Annotated in this window: 15 protein-coding genes, 1 other RNA gene and 1 pseudogene; 14 read left to right on the top strand and 3 right to left on the bottom strand. The window is 72.1% G+C overall.

The genetic code is table 11. The features are described 5' to 3' along the window. From ACRDTB_RS31865 to ACRDTB_RS31810, 12 genes and pseudogenes are all read left to right on the top strand, one after another. Positions 1-285: pseudogene (locus tag ACRDTB_RS31865) on the top strand (Rv2231c family pyridoxal phosphate-dependent protein CobC); the annotation flags it as partial. A gap of 10 nt (positions 286-295) precedes the next feature. Beyond that, positions 296-1,099, top strand: a complete 804-nt coding sequence (locus ACRDTB_RS31860; RefSeq protein ID WP_431435902.1) for a Nif3-like dinuclear metal center hexameric protein — start codon at positions 296-298, stop codon at positions 1,097-1,099. After that, on the top strand, positions 1,096-1,833 hold the full coding sequence (locus tag ACRDTB_RS31855; protein WP_431435901.1) for a zinc ribbon domain-containing protein: 738 nt from the start codon (positions 1,096-1,098) through the stop codon (positions 1,831-1,833). The genes ACRDTB_RS31860 and ACRDTB_RS31855 overlap by 4 nt, the downstream gene beginning before the upstream one ends. A 10-nt stretch (positions 1,834-1,843) precedes the next feature. Then, positions 1,844-2,929 carry a bifunctional RNase H/acid phosphatase gene (locus ACRDTB_RS31850; RefSeq protein WP_431435900.1) on the top strand — a complete coding sequence of 362 codons (1,086 nt, stop codon included), beginning with the start codon at positions 1,844-1,846 and terminating at the stop codon, positions 2,927-2,929. Between the two features lie 17 nt (positions 2,930-2,946). Beyond that, positions 2,947-3,365, top strand: an RNA gene (rnpB, locus tag ACRDTB_RS31845) — RNase P RNA component class A. Between the two features lie 576 nt (positions 3,366-3,941). Beyond that, positions 3,942-4,211 (top strand): hypothetical protein, encoded by a 270-nt coding sequence (locus ACRDTB_RS31840; protein WP_331979885.1) that lies wholly within the window; start codon positions 3,942-3,944, stop codon positions 4,209-4,211. A 20-nt stretch (positions 4,212-4,231) separates the two neighbouring features. Continuing rightward, positions 4,232-4,729 carry a hypothetical protein gene (locus ACRDTB_RS31835; protein ID WP_431435899.1) on the top strand — a complete coding sequence of 166 codons (498 nt, stop codon included), beginning with the start codon at positions 4,232-4,234 and terminating at the stop codon, positions 4,727-4,729. Between the two features lie 307 nt (positions 4,730-5,036). After that, the gene (locus ACRDTB_RS31830) at positions 5,037-9,092 is read left to right on the top strand and encodes an ATP-binding protein (RefSeq protein WP_431435905.1); all 4,056 of its coding nucleotides are present in this window, start codon (positions 5,037-5,039) and stop codon (positions 9,090-9,092) included. Next, positions 9,089-11,173 carry a magnesium transporter gene (locus ACRDTB_RS31825; protein ID WP_431435898.1) on the top strand — a complete coding sequence of 695 codons (2,085 nt, stop codon included), beginning with the start codon at positions 9,089-9,091 and terminating at the stop codon, positions 11,171-11,173. Before ACRDTB_RS31830 ends, ACRDTB_RS31825 begins: the two co-directional genes overlap by 4 nt. Position 11,174: 1 nt before the next feature. Next, positions 11,175-11,819, top strand: coding sequence for a hypothetical protein (locus ACRDTB_RS31820; protein WP_431435897.1), 645 nt, complete (start codon positions 11,175-11,177; stop codon positions 11,817-11,819). Beyond that, on the top strand, positions 11,819-12,826 hold the full coding sequence (locus ACRDTB_RS31815; protein ID WP_431435896.1) for a C40 family peptidase: 1,008 nt from the start codon (positions 11,819-11,821) through the stop codon (positions 12,824-12,826). Before ACRDTB_RS31820 ends, ACRDTB_RS31815 begins: the two co-directional genes overlap by 1 nt. A 15-nt stretch (positions 12,827-12,841) precedes the next feature. Then, a complete protein-coding gene (locus ACRDTB_RS31810; RefSeq protein WP_431435895.1) occupies positions 12,842-13,315 on the top strand; it encodes a hypothetical protein in 474 nt (157 codons plus the stop codon). Positions 13,316-13,332: 17 nt separating this feature from the next. Here ACRDTB_RS31810 and ACRDTB_RS31805 read toward each other — a convergent pair whose 3' ends face one another. From ACRDTB_RS31805 to ACRDTB_RS31795, 3 genes are all read right to left on the bottom strand, one after another. Then, positions 13,333-13,749, bottom strand: coding sequence for a VOC family protein (locus ACRDTB_RS31805; RefSeq protein ID WP_431435894.1), 417 nt, complete (start codon positions 13,747-13,749; stop codon positions 13,333-13,335). 9 nt (positions 13,750-13,758) lie between these two features. Next, positions 13,759-14,133: a helix-turn-helix transcriptional regulator gene (locus ACRDTB_RS31800; protein ID WP_431435904.1), complete on the bottom strand. Its 375-nt coding sequence runs from the start codon at positions 14,131-14,133 to the stop codon at positions 13,759-13,761. A 119-nt stretch (positions 14,134-14,252) separates the two neighbouring features. Beyond that, on the bottom strand, positions 14,253-15,011 hold the full coding sequence (locus ACRDTB_RS31795; RefSeq protein WP_431435893.1) for a hypothetical protein: 759 nt from the start codon (positions 15,009-15,011) through the stop codon (positions 14,253-14,255). Positions 15,012-15,424: 413 nt separating this feature from the next. Between ACRDTB_RS31795 and ACRDTB_RS31790 the strand changes: the two genes are divergently transcribed. After that, positions 15,425-16,831 (top strand): RNB domain-containing ribonuclease, encoded by a 1,407-nt coding sequence (locus tag ACRDTB_RS31790; RefSeq protein WP_431435892.1) that lies wholly within the window; start codon positions 15,425-15,427, stop codon positions 16,829-16,831. A gap of 29 nt (positions 16,832-16,860) precedes the next feature. Beyond that, the coding region (locus ACRDTB_RS31785) for an NAD(P)-binding domain-containing protein (protein ID WP_431435903.1) at positions 16,861-17,009 on the top strand (149 nt) is incomplete at its 3' end.

Raw genomic sequence — 17,009 nt, 5'->3', positions numbered from 1 at the left:
GCGCGGGAGACCGCCCGGCACCGCGCGCACCTGGCCGCCGCGCTGGCCGCGCTGCCCGATGTCGAGGTCCACCAGCCCGCCGCCGGCCCGTTCCTGCTGCTGCGCGTGCGCGACGGCGAGCAGGTGCGTGCGGGCCTGCGCCGCCGTGGGATCGCCGTGCGGCGCGGCGACACGTTCCCCGGGCTGTCCGCGGACCACCTGCGGGTGGCCGTCCGCGACCCCGCGCGCACGGCGCGGCTCGTCGACGCGCTGCGGGCGGAGCTGAGCACGGAGGTCCTGACATGAGCGTGCCGGTATGACGAGGGTCGCCGATGTCGTCGAGGTGCTGGAGGCGGCGTACCCGCCCGCGCTCGCCGAGTCGTGGGACGCGGTCGGGCTCGTGTGCGGCGACCCGGCCGAGCGGGTGCGCCGCATCCTCGTCTGCGTCGACCCCGTGCAGTCCACTGTGGACGAGGCACTGGAGCTGCCGGCCGAGCTGATCGTCGCGCACCACCCGCTGCTGCTGCGCGGCGTGCACGGCGTGCCGGCGAGCACGCCGAAGGGCGGCCTCGTGCACCGGCTCGTGCGCGGCGGCACGGCCCTGTTCTGCGCGCACACCAACGCCGACGCCGCCGACCCCGGCGTGTCCGACGCGCTCGCCGAGGCGCTCGGGCTCACCGTCGTCGGCCCGCTCGCACCCCACCCGGACGGCCGGACCGGTATCGGGCGGATCGCCGAGCTGCCCGCCGCCGAGTCGCTGGAGACCTTCGTGCGGCGGGTGGCCGGCGCGCTGCCGGCTACCGCGGGCGGCGTGCGGGTGGCCGGCGACCCGGCTCGTCCGATCAGGACGGTCGCGGTCTCGGGTGGGGCCGGCGACGGCTACCTCGACGCCGCGAGCCGGGCCGGCGTGGACGCCTTCGTCACCGCCGACCTGCGCCATCACCCCGCGAGCGAGCATCTGGCCGGCTCCGGCGCACCCGCGCTCGTGGACGTCTCGCACTGGGCGAGCGAGTGGCCGTGGTGCGAGCAGGCGGCGGCGATCCTGCGCGACGTGCTCGGCGGTACCGTCGACATCAGCGTGTCCACCCGTTGCACCGACCCGTGGAGGTTCTCAGGGTGAAAGCCAATCCCACTGTGCAGCGCCGCCTCCTGGAGCTGGCCGATGTGGACGCCGAGCTGGCCCGGGTCGAGCACCGCCGCCGCACGCTGCCCGAGCTCGCCGAGGTCGCCGAGGCGGAGAAGACGGTGCGGGCGAAGCGAGACGCCCAGGTCGCCGGCGACACCACGCTCGCCGACCTGGACCGGGAGGTGCGCCGGCAGGAGAAGGAGGTCGACGCCGTACGTGCTCGCGAGGATCGCGACCGCGGTCTGCTCGCCGGCGGGACGGTGTCGGCCAAGCAGCTGACCGACCTCGAGCACGAGCTCGCGACCCTGGAGCGCCGGCAGAGCACGCTGGAGGAAGACCTGCTCGAGCTGATGGAGCGGCGCGAGGCGCTCGAGATGGACAGCAAGCACGCCGCGGTCGAGGTCGCCAAGGTCGAGGAGGGGCTGGCGGACGCGAACCGGCGGCGGGACCAGGTGCTCGCCGACCTCGACACCACGCAGGCCCGGCGCGAGGCCGACCGCGTGAAGCTGGTGCCCGAGTTCCCGGAGGCGCTGCTCAGCCTCTACGAGCGGGTGCGGCGGAACAAGGGCATCGGCGCGGCGCTGCTGCGGGCCCGGCGCTGCGGCGCGTGCCGCATCGAGCTGGACCGCAGCGCGATCTCCCGGATCGCCGGCGCGGCCGCCGACGAGGTCCTCACCTGCGAGGAGTGCGGGGCGATCATGGTGCGGACACCGGAGTCGGGCCTGTGACGGTGCGGCGGTGAAGGTCTTCGTCGAGGCTGACGGCGGGTCGCGCGGCAACCCCGGGCCCGCCGGGTACGGCGCGGTCGTGCGGGACGCCGTCACCGGTGAGGTGCTGGTGGAGCGGGCCGAGGGCATCGGCGTCGCGACCAACAACATCGCCGAGTACCAGGGCATGCTGGCCGGGCTGCGCGCGGCCGCAGAGCTGGGCGCGGACGAGGTCACCGTGCGGATGGACTCGAAACTCGTCGTCGAGCAGATGACCGGCCGATGGAAGATCAAGCACGCGGCCCTGCAGGCGATCGCGCGCGAGGCGGACGACATCGCCCGCGGCTTTGCAACGATTCGGTACGAGTGGATCCCCCGGGCGCGCAACACGCACGCCGATCGCCTTGCCAACGAGGCAATGGACGCCCAGGCGGGCAAACCGGGAAAAGTCCAGCGGGCTGACGCGCCCGCCTCGCCGACCCGCTGGACCGGCGCGACCGGGACGCCGACACGGATGCTGCTGGTCCGGCACGGGCAGACCGAGCTGTCGATCGAGCGCCGCTACTCCGGCCGCGGCGACGTGCCGCTGACCGAGCTGGGGGAGTGGCAGGCCAAGGCCGTCGCCGGCCGGGTCGGGAGCATGGTCGAGTCCGGCACTGCGGTGGTCTCCTCCCCGCTGGGCCGCGCCCGGCAGACCGCGGAGGCGATCGCCGAGGTCGCGGGCAGCGCGGTGGACATCGAGGACGGCCTGGTGGAGACGGACTTCGGTGCGTGGGAGCGGCTGACGTTCGCCCAGGCCTCGGCGCGGGACCCGGAGGTGCACGGCCGCTGGCTCGCGGACCCGACCCTGCCCGCCCCGGACGGCGAGAGCTTCGACGCGGTCCACCGCCGGGTGCGCCGGGTGTGCGACGAGCTGGTCGAGCGCGTAGGCGGCGGGACGGTGGTCGTGGTCAGCCATGTCACGCCGATCAAGTCGCTGCTGCGGATGGGGCTCGACGCGGGCCCGTCGCTGCTCTACCGCCTGCACCTGGACCTGGCGTCGCTGTCGGTCGTGGAGTTCTACCCGGACGGCAACGCCTCGGTCCGCCTGGTGAACGACACCTCCCACCTGGCGTGAGATCCTGTACGAGCGGACGAGTCGGCGGGCGGTCGCGGCGGGGGAGACCTCGTCGAGGAAAGTCCGGACTCCGTAGGGCAGGGTGGTTGCTAACGGCAACCCGGGGCGACCCGCGGGACAGTGCCACAGAAAACAGACCGCCCGGTGCGACCGCCGGCGCCTCCGGTGCCGGCGGGCCACGCCGGGTAAGGGTGAAACGGTGGTGTAAGAGACCACCAGCATCCCGGGTGACCGGGGTGGCTCGGTAAACCCCACCCGGAGCAAGGCCAAGAGGGAGATCGTAGGTCTCCTGCGCAGGCGTTCGAGGGCTGCCCGCCCGAGCCTGCGGGTAGGCCGCTAGAGCCTGTCGGCGACGGCAGGCCCAGATGGATGGCCGCCCACCGGCGTCCCACGCGGGCGCCGGGGACAGGATCCGGCTTACATGCCGGCTCGTCCGCCCATTTCCCGGGTGCGCGCCGGGCCCGCGCGTGCCCGGCCGTTCGGTGCGGCAGACCCACGTTGGGCTCATCGGGTGGTAACGCAGCGGTCACGTCGGCCGGAGCGTGGACCGCCCGGGGCAGGCGGCTGGACTGTTCGGGGCAGCGGATACGCGGCGGATACGACGTGTGGGTGCACGCCGGTGCCGTCCGGCGGAAGGGAATTCACGAGGTTGTCACGGAGCAGACACGTTCCGTGCAGGTCGGCCGAATGAGTGGCCGTGGGCACGTCTTGACTTACGACATCCCGCACCTACGGTGATGAACGGCCCGCATCCGAGTGAAACTACCAGGCTATCGAGCAAAACGGCTTGGTATCTCCTTTGTTCGATTCATGATGTGGGGTGTGGTCTGATGGCACCCGGTCCGCCGTCGAGGAGGCGCCAGAAAGCGATGTGAACTCACCTAGAGGGTTCTTGCCACTACACATCGTGTGCTCTACTGATTGTTGAACAACCAGCCGTAGGAACAGCAGAAGAAAGTCCGGCCGCGGGGTGCCCTCGACAGAACCCGCTCCGCGCACTTGGGAGTACGACATGATCGCCATGACCACTCTTCAACTCGCCCAGGACGGCAGCTTGGGCACCGGAGGGGTCCGCGACTGGATCCTCAACAACATCATCCCGCTCCTGCTGCTGGTCGTCGCGCTCCTGCTGCTCTGGCTGGGCGGCGGCAAGGGGGACAACGCCGGTGTGATGCGCCGCCTGGGTGGCGTCATCGTCGCGCTCGCGATCATCGGGCTCGCGGTGACGACCGACGCCGGACAGAACATCGGCACCTGGATCGCCGGCCTGTTCACCGGCTGAGCCACGAGTAGGGGCATCGCGTGCGCATTCGTACCGACGACGAGGTGTACCGCGTCGATGCGGTCTGGCTGGGTCCGCCCAAGGCCACCATGCCGTGGCGGGCCCGGTACGTGGCGTGGGGTGTCGGGGTCGTCGTCTTCCTCCTGGTGCTCACCGTCGAGCGGCGGATGGGCGTCTCGCTGTTCTGGTCGGTGGCCTGGGGTGTGGTGATCACCATCGTGCTGACCCGGCTCATCTGCTCGCGGATCAGCCATGAACGGCCGCTGACGTCGGTGACCGCGATGTGGGTGCGCGAGCTCACCGCCCCCCGCGAGGTGACCACCGGTGAGGGCGGCGCGGTCAGCGCGACCCGGGTACGGGTGCGCACCGAGCGTCCCCGGCCCAGGCCCCGCGTGAAGCGCTCGGCCCGGACCGCCGCCGCCCGGCCGGACGCGGGGCGACGCGGGCGGGCACGCAGGCGCAAGTCAGCGCGGAGGAAGGAGGTTCGCGGTGTTCGGACGTCGAAAGCGCGGGCCTGAACGGACCGCGCAGCCCCCCGCGCACCATCCCGGCCACCCCCAGCCGGGACCGTTACCGCAGGGCCGGTCCGAGTACCGCCCCCGGCACGCGGCCCCGGAGGCCCACCCGCCGGAGGCGCCCGAGGAGCAACCCGCCAAGATCATCTCGCGGGACGGCACCTATCCGGCCCAGTACCGGCCCGCGGTCGCACCCGGCCGCAACGGAAAGCGCAACCGACGTCTGCCAGGGGAGCAGTCCATTCCCACGTACACGCCGACCATCGCCGCCCGGAGCATCGACGGTCACCTGCTGCGTAACGGACACGACGTGTTCGCGTGGTATCGGCTGGCCCCGCAACGCTGGTCGTTCCGCTCCGACTCGCAGCGCCAGGACCTCGTCGCGGCCATCGCCGGGCAGTACGCCGAGCTGGCCGGCCGCTGGCTGCACCTGCGGGTCACGAACCGGCCGTACCCGATCCGCATGTGGGCGGAGGCCCACGTGCACAACGCGGTCAACCGGCTGCCCGATGCCCAGGGCGCGCTGTCCTTCGACGACTACCTGATCGGCGAGCAGCAGCAGCTGCTGGGCCGCTCGATGGCGGAGAAGGAGGTCTACCTCGGCATCCAGGTGCAGACCCGCAACATGGTCGACCGGGCCGTCGAGCGCGCCGCCCCACTGCTGCGCCGGATCTTCCCGACCGCCGTGGACGCCGAGCTGCTCGCGCTCGACTCCGAGGTCGAGCACCTCGACCAGGTCATCGGTTCCGCGGGCCTGGAGGGCCGGCCGGTGACGGCCGAGGAGGTGTCCTGGCTGATGCACCGCTCGTGCTCGCTGGGCCTGCCCGCGCCGCGCAACCTGCCGGCCGTGCCCGGCGCGGCGTGGGAGCCGGAGGACCTCGCGTCGTTCACCGACGCCGCGGACTTCCACCAGGAGCCGTACGCCCCGACCGTCACCGTGCGCGGGCGGACCGGTTCCAACGCCGGCATGACGCGGCACGTCGCCGTGCTGACCGTCGGCCAGATGCACGGCCTGCAGATCCCCGAGATCGACGACCCGTGGGTGCAGCACTCCGACCGGCTCGCCGCGTCCGTGGAGTGGTCCGCGCGGCTCTACGTGCGCCGCCCGGAGGAGGTCCAGGGCGAGCTGTCGCGGCAGATGAACAAGGTCCGCTCGCAGGTGCGCCACTACACCGACGAGCACGAGCTGGAGCCGCCGCAGTCGCTGGCCCGGCAGGCCTCACGGGTGCTGGAGATCGACGACGAGATGACCTCGGGCTTCACCGCGCTCGCCACCCGCGTGCGCTCGTGGTGGCGCCTCGCGGTGTCCGGGGAGACCGAGCGCGACGCGCTGCGGCTGGCCCAGCAGCTGCTGGAGCTGTACAAGCCGAAGGTCGCCATCGAGCACCCGGAGGCGCAGTACGGGCTGGCCCGCGAGTTCATCCCGGGCGAGGCGCTGTCCTCGTCGGCGTACCTGCGCCGCGGCTCGGTCGTGTGGGCCGCGGCTGCCGTGCCGACCGCCACCGCGGAGGTCGGCGACCGGCGCGGCATCCTGCTCGGCGAGACCTGCACGGCGACCCGCCGGCCGGTGGCCTGGGACCCGTGGATGGCCCAGGAGATCCGCGACGGCTCCGGCCTGACCTCGATCGTCGCCGGTTTGGGTGGGGGAAAGGCGCTCGCCCTGGACACTCCGCTGCCCACACCGACCGGTTGGACCACGATGGGCGAGGTCGAGGTCGGCGACCAGCTGCTGGGAATGGACGGCAAACCGACTCGCGTGATCGCGGCCACCGACGTCATGTTCGATCGTCCGTGTTACGACGTGACGTTCTCCGATGGGTCGGTGATTCGCGCGGATGCGCAGCATCAGTGGCTGACTCGGACGAGGAAGGACTGGAAGGCGCAAGATCGCCTTGCGGAACGAGCCCGGCGGGCCGCGGCCACCGTGCCGAGCCCGGAGCCACCCGCGGGCAGTTGCGCTTGTGGTTGTGGCCAGCCGACGACCAGGTGGACCTACCGGCGTACGCCGGCCGCACGCAGTGACGGCAGGTTCTACTACTCGCGCTTCGTCAGGGGCCACTGGCGTCGTGGTGAGATCTCGCTGGAACTCAGTCAGCGTCCCGCGGTTCGTACGACCGCTGAACTTGCCGAGTCACTGCGGTCCGGCCAACAGAACAACCACGCGGTCCCGATCGCGTCGGCGTTCGACCTGCCGGACGCCGACCTGCTCATCGAGCCTTACCTGTTGGGGGTGTGGCTCGGCGACGGAACCTCCTGTCGGGCTGCCATCACGGTCTTCGACCGCGAGATCATCGACGAGATCGAGGCCACCGGACAAGAGTGCGGGTATCGGCCGTCCCAGCGCGACTACAGCCTGCCGGGCACGGTTCGGACACGTCTGCGGCAGCTCGGCCTGCTGGGGAACAAGCACATCCCAGCGAGCTACCTGCGCGCATCCGAGGGACAGCGTCGTGCCCTGCTCGCCGGTCTGCTCGATACGGATGGCTACTGCAGGTCGACGGGCGGAATCCAGTTCTCCGTGACGAACGAGCGGTTGGCCCGCGACTTCTTCGAACTGGTGTTGAGTCTCGGCTACCAGGCTCGGATGCGCACGAAGCCGGTAAGGGGACGGCATCCGCACACATCGACCGCATACATCATCTCGTTCGCCACATCGGACAAGGTGTTCCGGCTGTCCCGGAAGCTGTCGCGTCTCAACACGAATGTCCGACAGACGAACCACTACCGCTATGTCACCGATGTCGTGCCGGTGATGTCCGTTCCAGTGCGGTGCGTCCAGGTGGACAACGCCGACCACATGTATCTCGCCGGGACGACGTGCGTCCCGACGCACAACTCCTTCCTCGGCGGCGGCGTCGTCTACAAGACGCTGCGGGCTGGTGCGCACTGGACCGTGCTCGACCCGTCGGGTCCGCTGTCGAAGCTGTGCGACATGCCCGAGCTGCGCCCGTACGCGCGGCCGATCAACCTGCTCAACGCCGAGCCGGGCATCCTCAACCCGTACCGCGTGGTGGCCGAGCCGCAGTTCGAGCACTTCCACGACGAGGAGGACCCGGAGCGCGCGTGGCGGCGGGAGAAGGCGCTCGCCGCGGCCACCCGGCGCCGGCTCGTGCTCGACGTGCTGAGCGGTCTGCTGCCCTACGACGTGGCCCGCATGCCGCAGACCCGGATCGTGCTGCTGCGCGCGGTGCGGATGGTCGGCGGTCGGCAGGACGCGGACCCGAGCCTGGTGTTCGAGGCGCTGCGCCGGGACGCGAGCGAGCACCACGAGCACGCCGTCGTGGTCGCCGACTTCCTCGACGAGATGCGTGAGCGCATGCAGCTGCTCATCCCCGAGGAGAACGCCGACCCGTACCACGACCAACGCGACGACCGGCTGACCGTGCTCACCATGGCGGGCCTGACGCTGCCCAAGGACGGCGTGGGCCGCGAGCACTGGACCGACGCCGAGGCGCTCGGCGTGGAGATGCTGAACCTCGCCGCGTGGCTCACCCAGCGCTCGATCTACGAGCGGCCGAAGGACCTGCGCAAGGGCGTCTGGATCGACGAGGCCTTCTTCCTGTCCGAGGTGCCGACCGGCCGCGTGCTGATGAACCGGTTCGCCCGCGACTCCCGCAAGTGGAACGTCCGGGTCCTGCTCAGCTCGCAGATCCCGGCGGATTTCCTGCGCATCCAGGGCTTCGTGACGCTGCTCGACTCGGTGTTCGTCGGCCGGCTGGACGACGAGTCCGCGCAGGCGGACGCCTTGCGGCTGCTGAAGGTTCCGGTCGGCGCCGGCTACGAGCAGGTGATCGCGAGCCTCGGCCGGCGGCCGGGCGCGCACCGCGACACGATGCGCGACACCTCGCCGCGCCAGTTCATCTTCGGCGACGGCGCGGGCGGCGTGGAGCGCATCCGGATCGACCTGTCCGGGCCACACCTCGATCACCTGCGCTTGTCGCTGGACACCACGCCGGACGCGCTGCGCGACGGGACCGCCGGCGCCGTGGCCGCCTCGGACCAGCACGCGCCGTCCCTGCCCGACGACGAGGACCCCGAGCCCCCGCGCGACGGCAGCGCCGAGGCCGACTACGCCGACGAGGAGCGGGACGAGTTCGACATCGCCGCCGAGTTCGAGCTGGGCCTCACCGACGGCGACCTCCCCACCGACAAGCCCGCCGACAAGGCATCCGACAAGGCCACCGACGCGCCCGCCGACGAGGTGGAGCCCGCCGACCGGGAAGCGAGCCCCGAGGCGTCACCCGACGGCAAGGCCGGCGGCGGGTCGCATCCCGTCGACCAGCGGGGCAACGGCTCGGGTGGCGGCACCAGCCCGGACGGGGGCAAGGCCAAGGCAGGGAAACCGGGACGAGTGGACGCGGCATGATCACGATCCTGGTGGTGGTGGCCGCCGTGCTGATCATCGTGGCGCGGCGGCGACGCGGACATTCCGCCACCCGGGTCCGTTCCGGCAGAGGGGCCGCCCTGCTCCTGGTGTCCGGCCTGCTCGGCCTGAGCACGATCCTCGGCTCGCCGGCGATGGCCCAGCCGGCCGAGGACACCAGCTGCGCGCCGTTCCCCGAGCGCCCCGGTGCCGGCATGGCCGGGGCGATCGACCCGCCGCAGGGCAACGGCCTGCGCGGCGGCGAGGGCAGCGGGGTTCCCTACACCGACGCGAAGTTCCCGAACAGCCCGTACCGCGACCACGGCTACGCGGGCATGATCTGGCACGTCTACGACCCGAACTGCAACGAGCCGCTGTCGCTGGCCAACCCGAGCGTCACGATCGACACGTGGGCCGGCAACGAGCTGTTCAACGTCGGCAAGAACATCGTCGCCGCCACCAACTCGCTGCACTACACGCTCTACCAGGGCGGCGTGCTCGGCGGGCTGAACGACCAGATCGGCGACGCCGCGGCCGCCGTGTTCGACAACGTCTTCGTGCAGCTGTTCAGCATCTTCATGCTCATCCTCGCGGTCGCCATGTTCCGCCAGATCTGGCGCGGTGACCTGGCATCGGTCAGCAAGCGCACCCTGTGGGCGCTCGGCGGGATGTGGCTCGCGGCCTCGACCCTGGTCCTGGTCAACAACTACGACGCGGTCGACCGGCTGATCGTGGATACCACCACCGGCATCCAGAACGGGTTCGAGGATCCCAACCGGGACGACGTGCAGCAGCACGTGCTGCCCAACGAGCTGCACACCCGCGTGGTCTACGAGAACTGGCTGCGGGGCGAGTTCGGCAAGCCCGACGACCCCAAGGCGCTGGAGTTCGGCCGCCCGCTGCTGGCCGCGCAGGCCTGGACCCGCGACGACCTGGTGTCCGGGCGCGACGCGAACGACCAGCTCGAGGCGGACAAGCGCGCGGAGTACCAGCGGATCTACAACGAGCTCGGTGCCGCCCAGGGCTACTTCACCGGCACCGAGGGCAGCCGCACGGGCGCCGGGTTCCTGGGCGTGTTCCAGGGGATCGTGTACTCGCTCTTCCAGTTCCTCGCCAAGCTGGCGGTGCTGCTGGCCCAGCTCCTGCTGCGGATCTTCACGCTCGCCGCACCGGTGATCGGGCTCGTGGCGCTGGTCCACCACGACATCCTGCGCAAGGTCGGCCGGGCGGTCGGCGCGGTCGTGCTGAACGTGCTGATCCTGGCCGTGCTCGCGGGCATCCACTTCCGGTTCCTGCAGATGATCTTCGGCCCGGACGTGCAGCTGTCGATGCTCACCCAGATGCTGCTGGCCGGCATCGTCACGCTGGTGTTCCTGATGGTCGGCCGGCCGCTGCGGCGGATGTGGCAGATGGTGGAGCTGTCCGTCGGCGCGGCCGGCGCCTCGATGCCCACCAGGGGCGGCCTGTTCTCCCGGTTCCGGCGCCGCAAGGGCACGCCGGCCCAGCGCGGTCCGCAGGACGAGTTCTGGGACCAGCTGCGCGACGAGGAGCTGGCCGGCGACACCGTGGCCACCACGGGCGGACGCATGCGCCGGCCGCGGCCGGAGGCGACCGGCCCGGTCACCGCGACCGCCGAGCGGCTCGACACCCGGCGCAACCTCCCGGGCGGGCGGTCCGCGATCCAGGGTGCGGACGTCAACCCGGCGCTGCTGCCGACCGGCGTGCCCGGCCGGCGGGGTCCGGCGGAGGCGCTGCCCCGCCACTCGAGCCGCCTCGTGGACACCGCGCCGGTCACCGACCGCAACCTGGACTGGGGCGAGGACGCCGTCGTGATCCCGTCCCGGGTCGGCACCCGCCGGGGCGAGGCGGCCGGACGGTTCGAGAGCGCCGCGGCCGCGCCGCGCCCGCCCAGCCCGCGCCCGGCCGACGTGGAGATGATCGCCGGCCGCCCGGTGCACGTGGTGTACCGGCCGTCGCGCGGGCTCGAGGTACGCGAGCAGGTGCCGCGCCGGGCACCGCGCCAGACGCCCCGCCAGATGCCGCTGCGCGACGGGCCGCGCGACACGGACGCGGTGGTGAGGTGACATGCCGATCCGCACCAACCGCGGCCGCGCCGCGGTGTACCGCAAGCTCTGGGGCTGGCCGATGCGCTCGCCCGCGCACCTCGTGGGGGTCGTCCTCGTGGTCGTCGCGGTCGTGCTCACGGTCGGCCTGGTCGTCCCGCGGCTAGCCGGCTCCGGCGACGGTGGCTCCGGCGCCGCGGCCGAGACCACCGGCAGCACCTCCGACGCGGCCGGTGACACTGGCGGCGCCGAGCCCGGCACGAGCAGCGGCGGCCTCGCGCCAGGCCAGACCGGAGAAGCCACCAGCGACCTGCCCACCCGGCTGCCCTCGCCGCCGCAGCGACCGACGTCCGCGCCGCCCGCGGACGAGGCGCTCAAGGTGGCCGAGTCGTGGGGCAAGGCGTGGGTGCACCACCCGAAGGGCACGACGACCGAGACGTGGCTCGACGGGCTGCGCCCGTACACCACCGAGGAGTACCTGGTGGAGATGGCCACCGTGGACCCGGAGAACATCCCGGCCACCAAGGTCACCGGGCCGCCCGTGCCGAAGGAGTCGTACACCAGCTCGGTGACGGCGAACGTGCCGACGGACGGCGGCACCATCGCGGTCACGGTGATCGACACCCCGCAGGGCTGGCGAGTGGCGTTCTACGAGCAGGTGGCGTGATGAAGGCGGGGTTCCTGGTCGGCGGCCTGGTGGCGGTGGTGACCGTCGCGGTCGTCGGCGTCAGCGCGGTGACCATGGTCGTCAACGAGGAGCAGGCGGCCGACCGGGCGCGCCGGGCGAACCAGTCGTGCAACGCGATGCTGGGCCCGATCACGAGCGGCCCGGCCGGCAGCGGCGCGGCCGCCGCGGCCCAGCTCACCGACGAGCAGCGCGAGACTGTCGCGAAGATCATCGCGATCGGCAAGAAGCGGAAGATGCCGCCGCGCGCCTGGCAGGTGGCCATCCAGGCCGGCATGACCGAGTCCGGCCTGCGCAGCCTGGCCTACGGCGACCGCGACTCGCTGGGTATCTTCCAGATGCGCCCGTCGATGGGCTGGGGCACGCCCGAGCAGGTGACCAACGCCGAGTACGCGATCAACAAGTTCTACGACGTGCTGATCGAGGTGCCGAACTGGGCCGAGCAGCGGCCCGGCGAGTCCGCCCAGGACGTCGAGCGGTCCGCGTTCCCGGACCGGTACCACCAGTGGGAACCGATGGCCGCGCACCTGATCGGCAACGTCGGCCTGGTGGCCGACCCGACCGGGTGCGGCGAGGGCACCGGCCGGCTGCTGCCGGCGCCGACCAAGCAGGCCGGCAACGCGATCAAGTGGGCGCTGGGTCAGCAGGGCAAGCCGTACCAGTGGGGCGCGCTCACCACGCACCAGGACTCCTTCGACTGCTCCAGCCTGATGTTGCAGGCCTACCGCGAGGCCGGTGTCACTCTCCCGAGGGTTTCTCGCCAGCAGTTCCAGGCCGGCGCGCTGCTCCCCGTGGAGCAAGCGCAGCCCGGTGACCTGCTGTTCTGGGCCTACGACCCGAGCAATCCGGCCACCATCCACCACGTTGCCATGTACCTCGGGGACGGCAAGATCGTGGAGGCCCAGCAGACGGGGGTGCCCGTGCACGTCCGGCCGGTGAGCTTCACGGAGAACGAGTTGGTGCCCCAGGCCGTGCGGCCGGGCGTGTAGATCTTGGGGATCGCGATGACCATGTACCCGCCGCCGGTTGGCCGACCCGCGTCCGCCACCCCGGTACACGACTACCTGTCCGCGGGCCCCCATCCCGGCGTGCCGGAGGGGTACGTGGTGCTGCCGCAGGCACTGGTCGAGTCGATGCCGCTGCCGTGGCAGCAGGCGATGACGCAGATCCTCGCGGAGTTCCACCAGGCCTACGGGCACCTCACGTGGCCGGAGTACCGAGTGGTGCCCTCGCGGCGCGAGCGGCTGGTGAACCTCGACGAGGAGCAGCTGGCCGAGGTCGGCTACCTGGTGGAGATCGACGCCGACGGCGAGCTCGTGTACCGGGAGCGCACCGGCCGGCGGCTCGACAAGCCCGAGGAGGTCGAGGTCCTGGTGTCCTACCCGGACCCGCTCCCGTCCCAGTACCGCAACGCGAACGAGGACACGCCGCCACGCGGATTCCCGGCCCCGCAGGGCGGTCCGGGCCCCTGGTCCTGACTGGCCCTAACTGGTCCTCACTGATTGCGAGGCTGGTTGAAGCGCAGCATGTTGCCGGAGGGATCGCGGAAGGCGCAGTCGCGGACGCCGTAGGGCTGGTCGATCGGCTCCTGCAGCACATCGCCGCCCGCGGCCCGGATGCGCTCGAAGGTGGCGTCGCAGTCGTCGGTGCTGAAGATGACGCCGCGAAGCAGGCCCTTCGCCAGCAGCTCCGCCATGGCCTGCTTGTCGGCGGGCGAGGCGTTCGGGTCCGCGAGGGGCGGTTCGAGGACGAGGTTCACGTCCGGCTGCGACGGCGCGCCGACAGTCACCCAGCGCATCCCCTCGAACCCGACGTCGTTGCGCACCTCCAGGCCGAGAACGTCCCGGTAGAAGGCGAGGGCCCGGTCGTGGTCGTCCACGGCGATGAAGCACTGTGAAAGCTCGATGTCCATGCGATCACGCTACGGGCGGGAGGTGGGCTTCGCTTCTCTGTTCCTGATCGGTCGCGTGTAGATCTTGGCGACGCAGGCCGGGATGGCGGCGCCCTCGTCATGGCTGCGGCCCCGGTACGCGCTCGGGCTCTCGCCGACCAGCTCGGTGAACCGCGAGCTGAACGACCCCAGCGACGTACAGCCGACCGCGAAGCAGACGTCCGTCACCGTCAGGTCACCCCGCCGCAGCAGCGCCTTGGCCCGCTCGATCCGGCGCGTCATCAGGTAGCTGTACGGCGTCTCCCCGAAGGCAGCGCGAAAGCTGCGGGAGAAGTGGCCCGGTGACATGAGGGCGACGCGCGCCAGCTCCGGAACGTCGAGCGGCTTCGCGTACTCGCGGTCCATCCGGTCACGGGCCCGGCGCAGCCGGACGAGGTCCTCCAACGTCACGCGACCACCATCTCACAGCGCCCGACGCCGGGGTCGCCGCAGCTGAGACCCGATGCGGCCACGAACATCACGACCTACTCGCCGACGTCCGACCCGCGCAGGTGCGGAGCCTGCTCGGCGAGCATGTCGAGCTGGGCGCGCACCCGGACGAAGTCGGAGTCCTCGCGCAGCTCGAGCGCGATGGCGGCGGCGCGCTCGGTGGTCTCGGCAAACGACTTCTCGGCGACCCGCAGCAGGTCCAGGACCTGCGACGCGGTCTCGCCGAGCTCGCCGGAACCGGGCGGCGCGAGGCTCTCCCCGAGCCGGGCGAGCCGCAGCGCCTCGGACAGGTCGTCGTCCAGCGTCTCGCCGATCCCCGCGAACCAGTCACGCCCGGCGCCGTCCGGCAGCGTGGCGACGACCGAGTGGTAGGCGGCGACCGATCGCGCGCAGGTCCGGTACGACCGGGCCCAGCGCCCGGAGGTGTGCAGGCCGTGCACGGGGATGTGCTGCCTCGCGCGGGCGGCCTCGGCCTCGCGGGCCGCCTCACGCTCGGCGACGCTCGGGTTGCGCAGCCACGTCCGCACGGCGAACTGGGCAGGCAGCCCCAGCAGCGCACCGATCAGCGCGCCGATCGGCATCATCACGATCAGCCCGGCCGCGAAATTGGCGGCCGTGGAGTTGTCCGCACCGCGTTCGCCCGGGTTCGCCGCGTACAGCGCCGCCACGCCGATCATCGCGACGGCGCCGACCGCGGCGAACACCAGCCAGCCCATCCGCGCGACCGTGTGCGACACCGGACCGCCGCGCAGCTTCATCCGCACGCGCCAGTCGTCACGCCGGTTCCGGTTCATCGCCCACCTCCCTCGCCGATGGAGGCTAGTGTCCCCGCGGCCGCCACGCGTCCGTTCCCGCGGTGTCCATGGTTCGCTTCGCTCCTGCGCTACTCGCCGTCTTCCTCCGTGCGATGCTCGGCGCTGGCCCGCCTGCGCTTGTCCTCCGTCCAGACCGAGGACAATTCACGACGAGCCGGCGTCGGTCGCAACCATCGGCGTTGCCGTCGCCGGCGAGGTTGGGAATTGTCCTCGCAGAACGCTGCGTCGCTCTCGCTCACGGTGTCCGATGGTTCGCTTCGCTTCTGCGCTGTTCGCCGTCTTCCTCCGTGTGATGCTCGGCGCTGGCGCGCCTGCGCTTGTCCTCCGTCCAGACGGCGAACGCTGCGTCGCTCTCGCTCACGTGTCAGTGCGTCCGGCTAAGGTGCGGGGCCATGGTGGTCAGGACCGATGGCACCGGGGTCGACTTCGCCGGGATCCGCGACGAGTTCGGCCTGCCCGCACAGTTTCCCGCCGTCGTGCTGGCCGAGGCCGAGCGCGCGGTCGCCGCCGGGATCTCCGCCGCCGGTCGCGAGGACGCCACCCGCCTGCCCCTCGTCACCATCGACCCACCCGGCGCGAAGGACCTCGACCAGGCGATGCTCGTCGAGCGCCGGGCCGGCGGGTTCCGGGTCGAGTACGCCATCGCCGACCTCGGCGCGTTCGTGGTCCCGGGCGGTGCCCTCGACCTGGAGGTACGCCGCCGCGGGCAGACCTTGTACCTGCCCGACGGCAACGTGCCGCTGCACCCCACCGTGCTCAGCGAGGGCGCCGCGAGCCTGCTGCCCGACCAGGTCTGCCCGGCCGTGCTGTGGACGCTCGACTGCGACGCCGACGGCGCGCTCACCGGTGTGCTGGTGCGGCGTGCGCTGGTCCGCTCGGTCTCCCGGTTCGACTACGACACCGTGCAGGCCGCGATCGACGCCGGCGACCCGCACCCCTCGCTGGCCGGGCTGCCCGCGTTCGGTCGGCTGCGCCGCGAGCGGGCGGTCCGGCGCGGTGCGGTCGAGCTGCGGCTGCCCGACCAGGAGGTCGAGCCCGACGGGCGGGGCGGCTGGCAGCTGGTGTTGCGCCCGCACACCGAGGTCGACGCGTGGAACGCGGAGATCTCGCTGCTGACCGGCATGGCGGCGGCCGACATCATGCTCGAGGCCGGCATCGGAGTCCTGCGCACGCTGCCCGCCGCGCAGAACGGCGCGGTCCGGTGGCTGCGCCGCTCGGCCCGCTCGCTCGGCATCGCCTGGCCGAAGGGCACGGACCCGGCCGAGCTGCTCGCCGGTCTCGACCCCGGCCAGCCGGAGGCGCTCGCGCTCTACCTGGACGCCACCCGGCTGCTGCGCGGCGCCGCGTACACGGTGTTCGACGGCACCGCGCCCGAGCTCGCCACGCACGCCGGGCTCGCCACGTCCTACGCGCACGTCACCGCGCCGCTGCGCCGGCTCGTCGACCGGTTCGGCACCGAGATCTGCCTCGCGCTGCACGCCGGCGAGCCCGTGCCGGACTGGGTCCGCGAGGCCTTACCCGACCTGCCGAAGCTGATGGAGGGCTCCGACGCGCTCGCCGGCAGGGTCGACAAGGCATGCCTCGACCAGGTCGAGGCCTGGGTGCTCGGCAGCCGGATCGGCCACGAGTTCGACGCGATCGTGCTGCGCTCGGAGGGTGGGACGGCCGAGGTGTTCCTCACAGACCCACCAGTCATCGCCAAGTGCTCCGGGGAGAATCTTCCCGAAGGTGAGACGGTTCGGGTGCGGCTAGCGAAGGCCGACGCGCGGGAGCGGAAGGTGACCTTCGAGCGCGCCTGACCCCTGGCGAGGAGGACTTCTTGACCGACGTGACAAAGCTGACCGTGGGCGTGTTCGGTGGCACCGGCCCGCAGGGCAAGGGCCTGGCCCTGCGTTGGGCACGGGCGGGCATCGACGTCGTGCTGGGCTCGCGGAGCGCGGAGCGGGGTGAGGCGGCCGCCGCCGCGCTGCGCGAGGC

Origin of the sequence: Actinophytocola sp., assembly GCF_050699935.1 — a bacterium.
Taxonomy (GTDB): domain Bacteria; phylum Actinomycetota; class Actinomycetes; order Mycobacteriales; family Pseudonocardiaceae; genus Actinophytocola.
The sequence above is the reverse complement of the archived record's forward strand: the minus strand, read 5'-3'. Positions and strand labels throughout refer to the sequence as shown.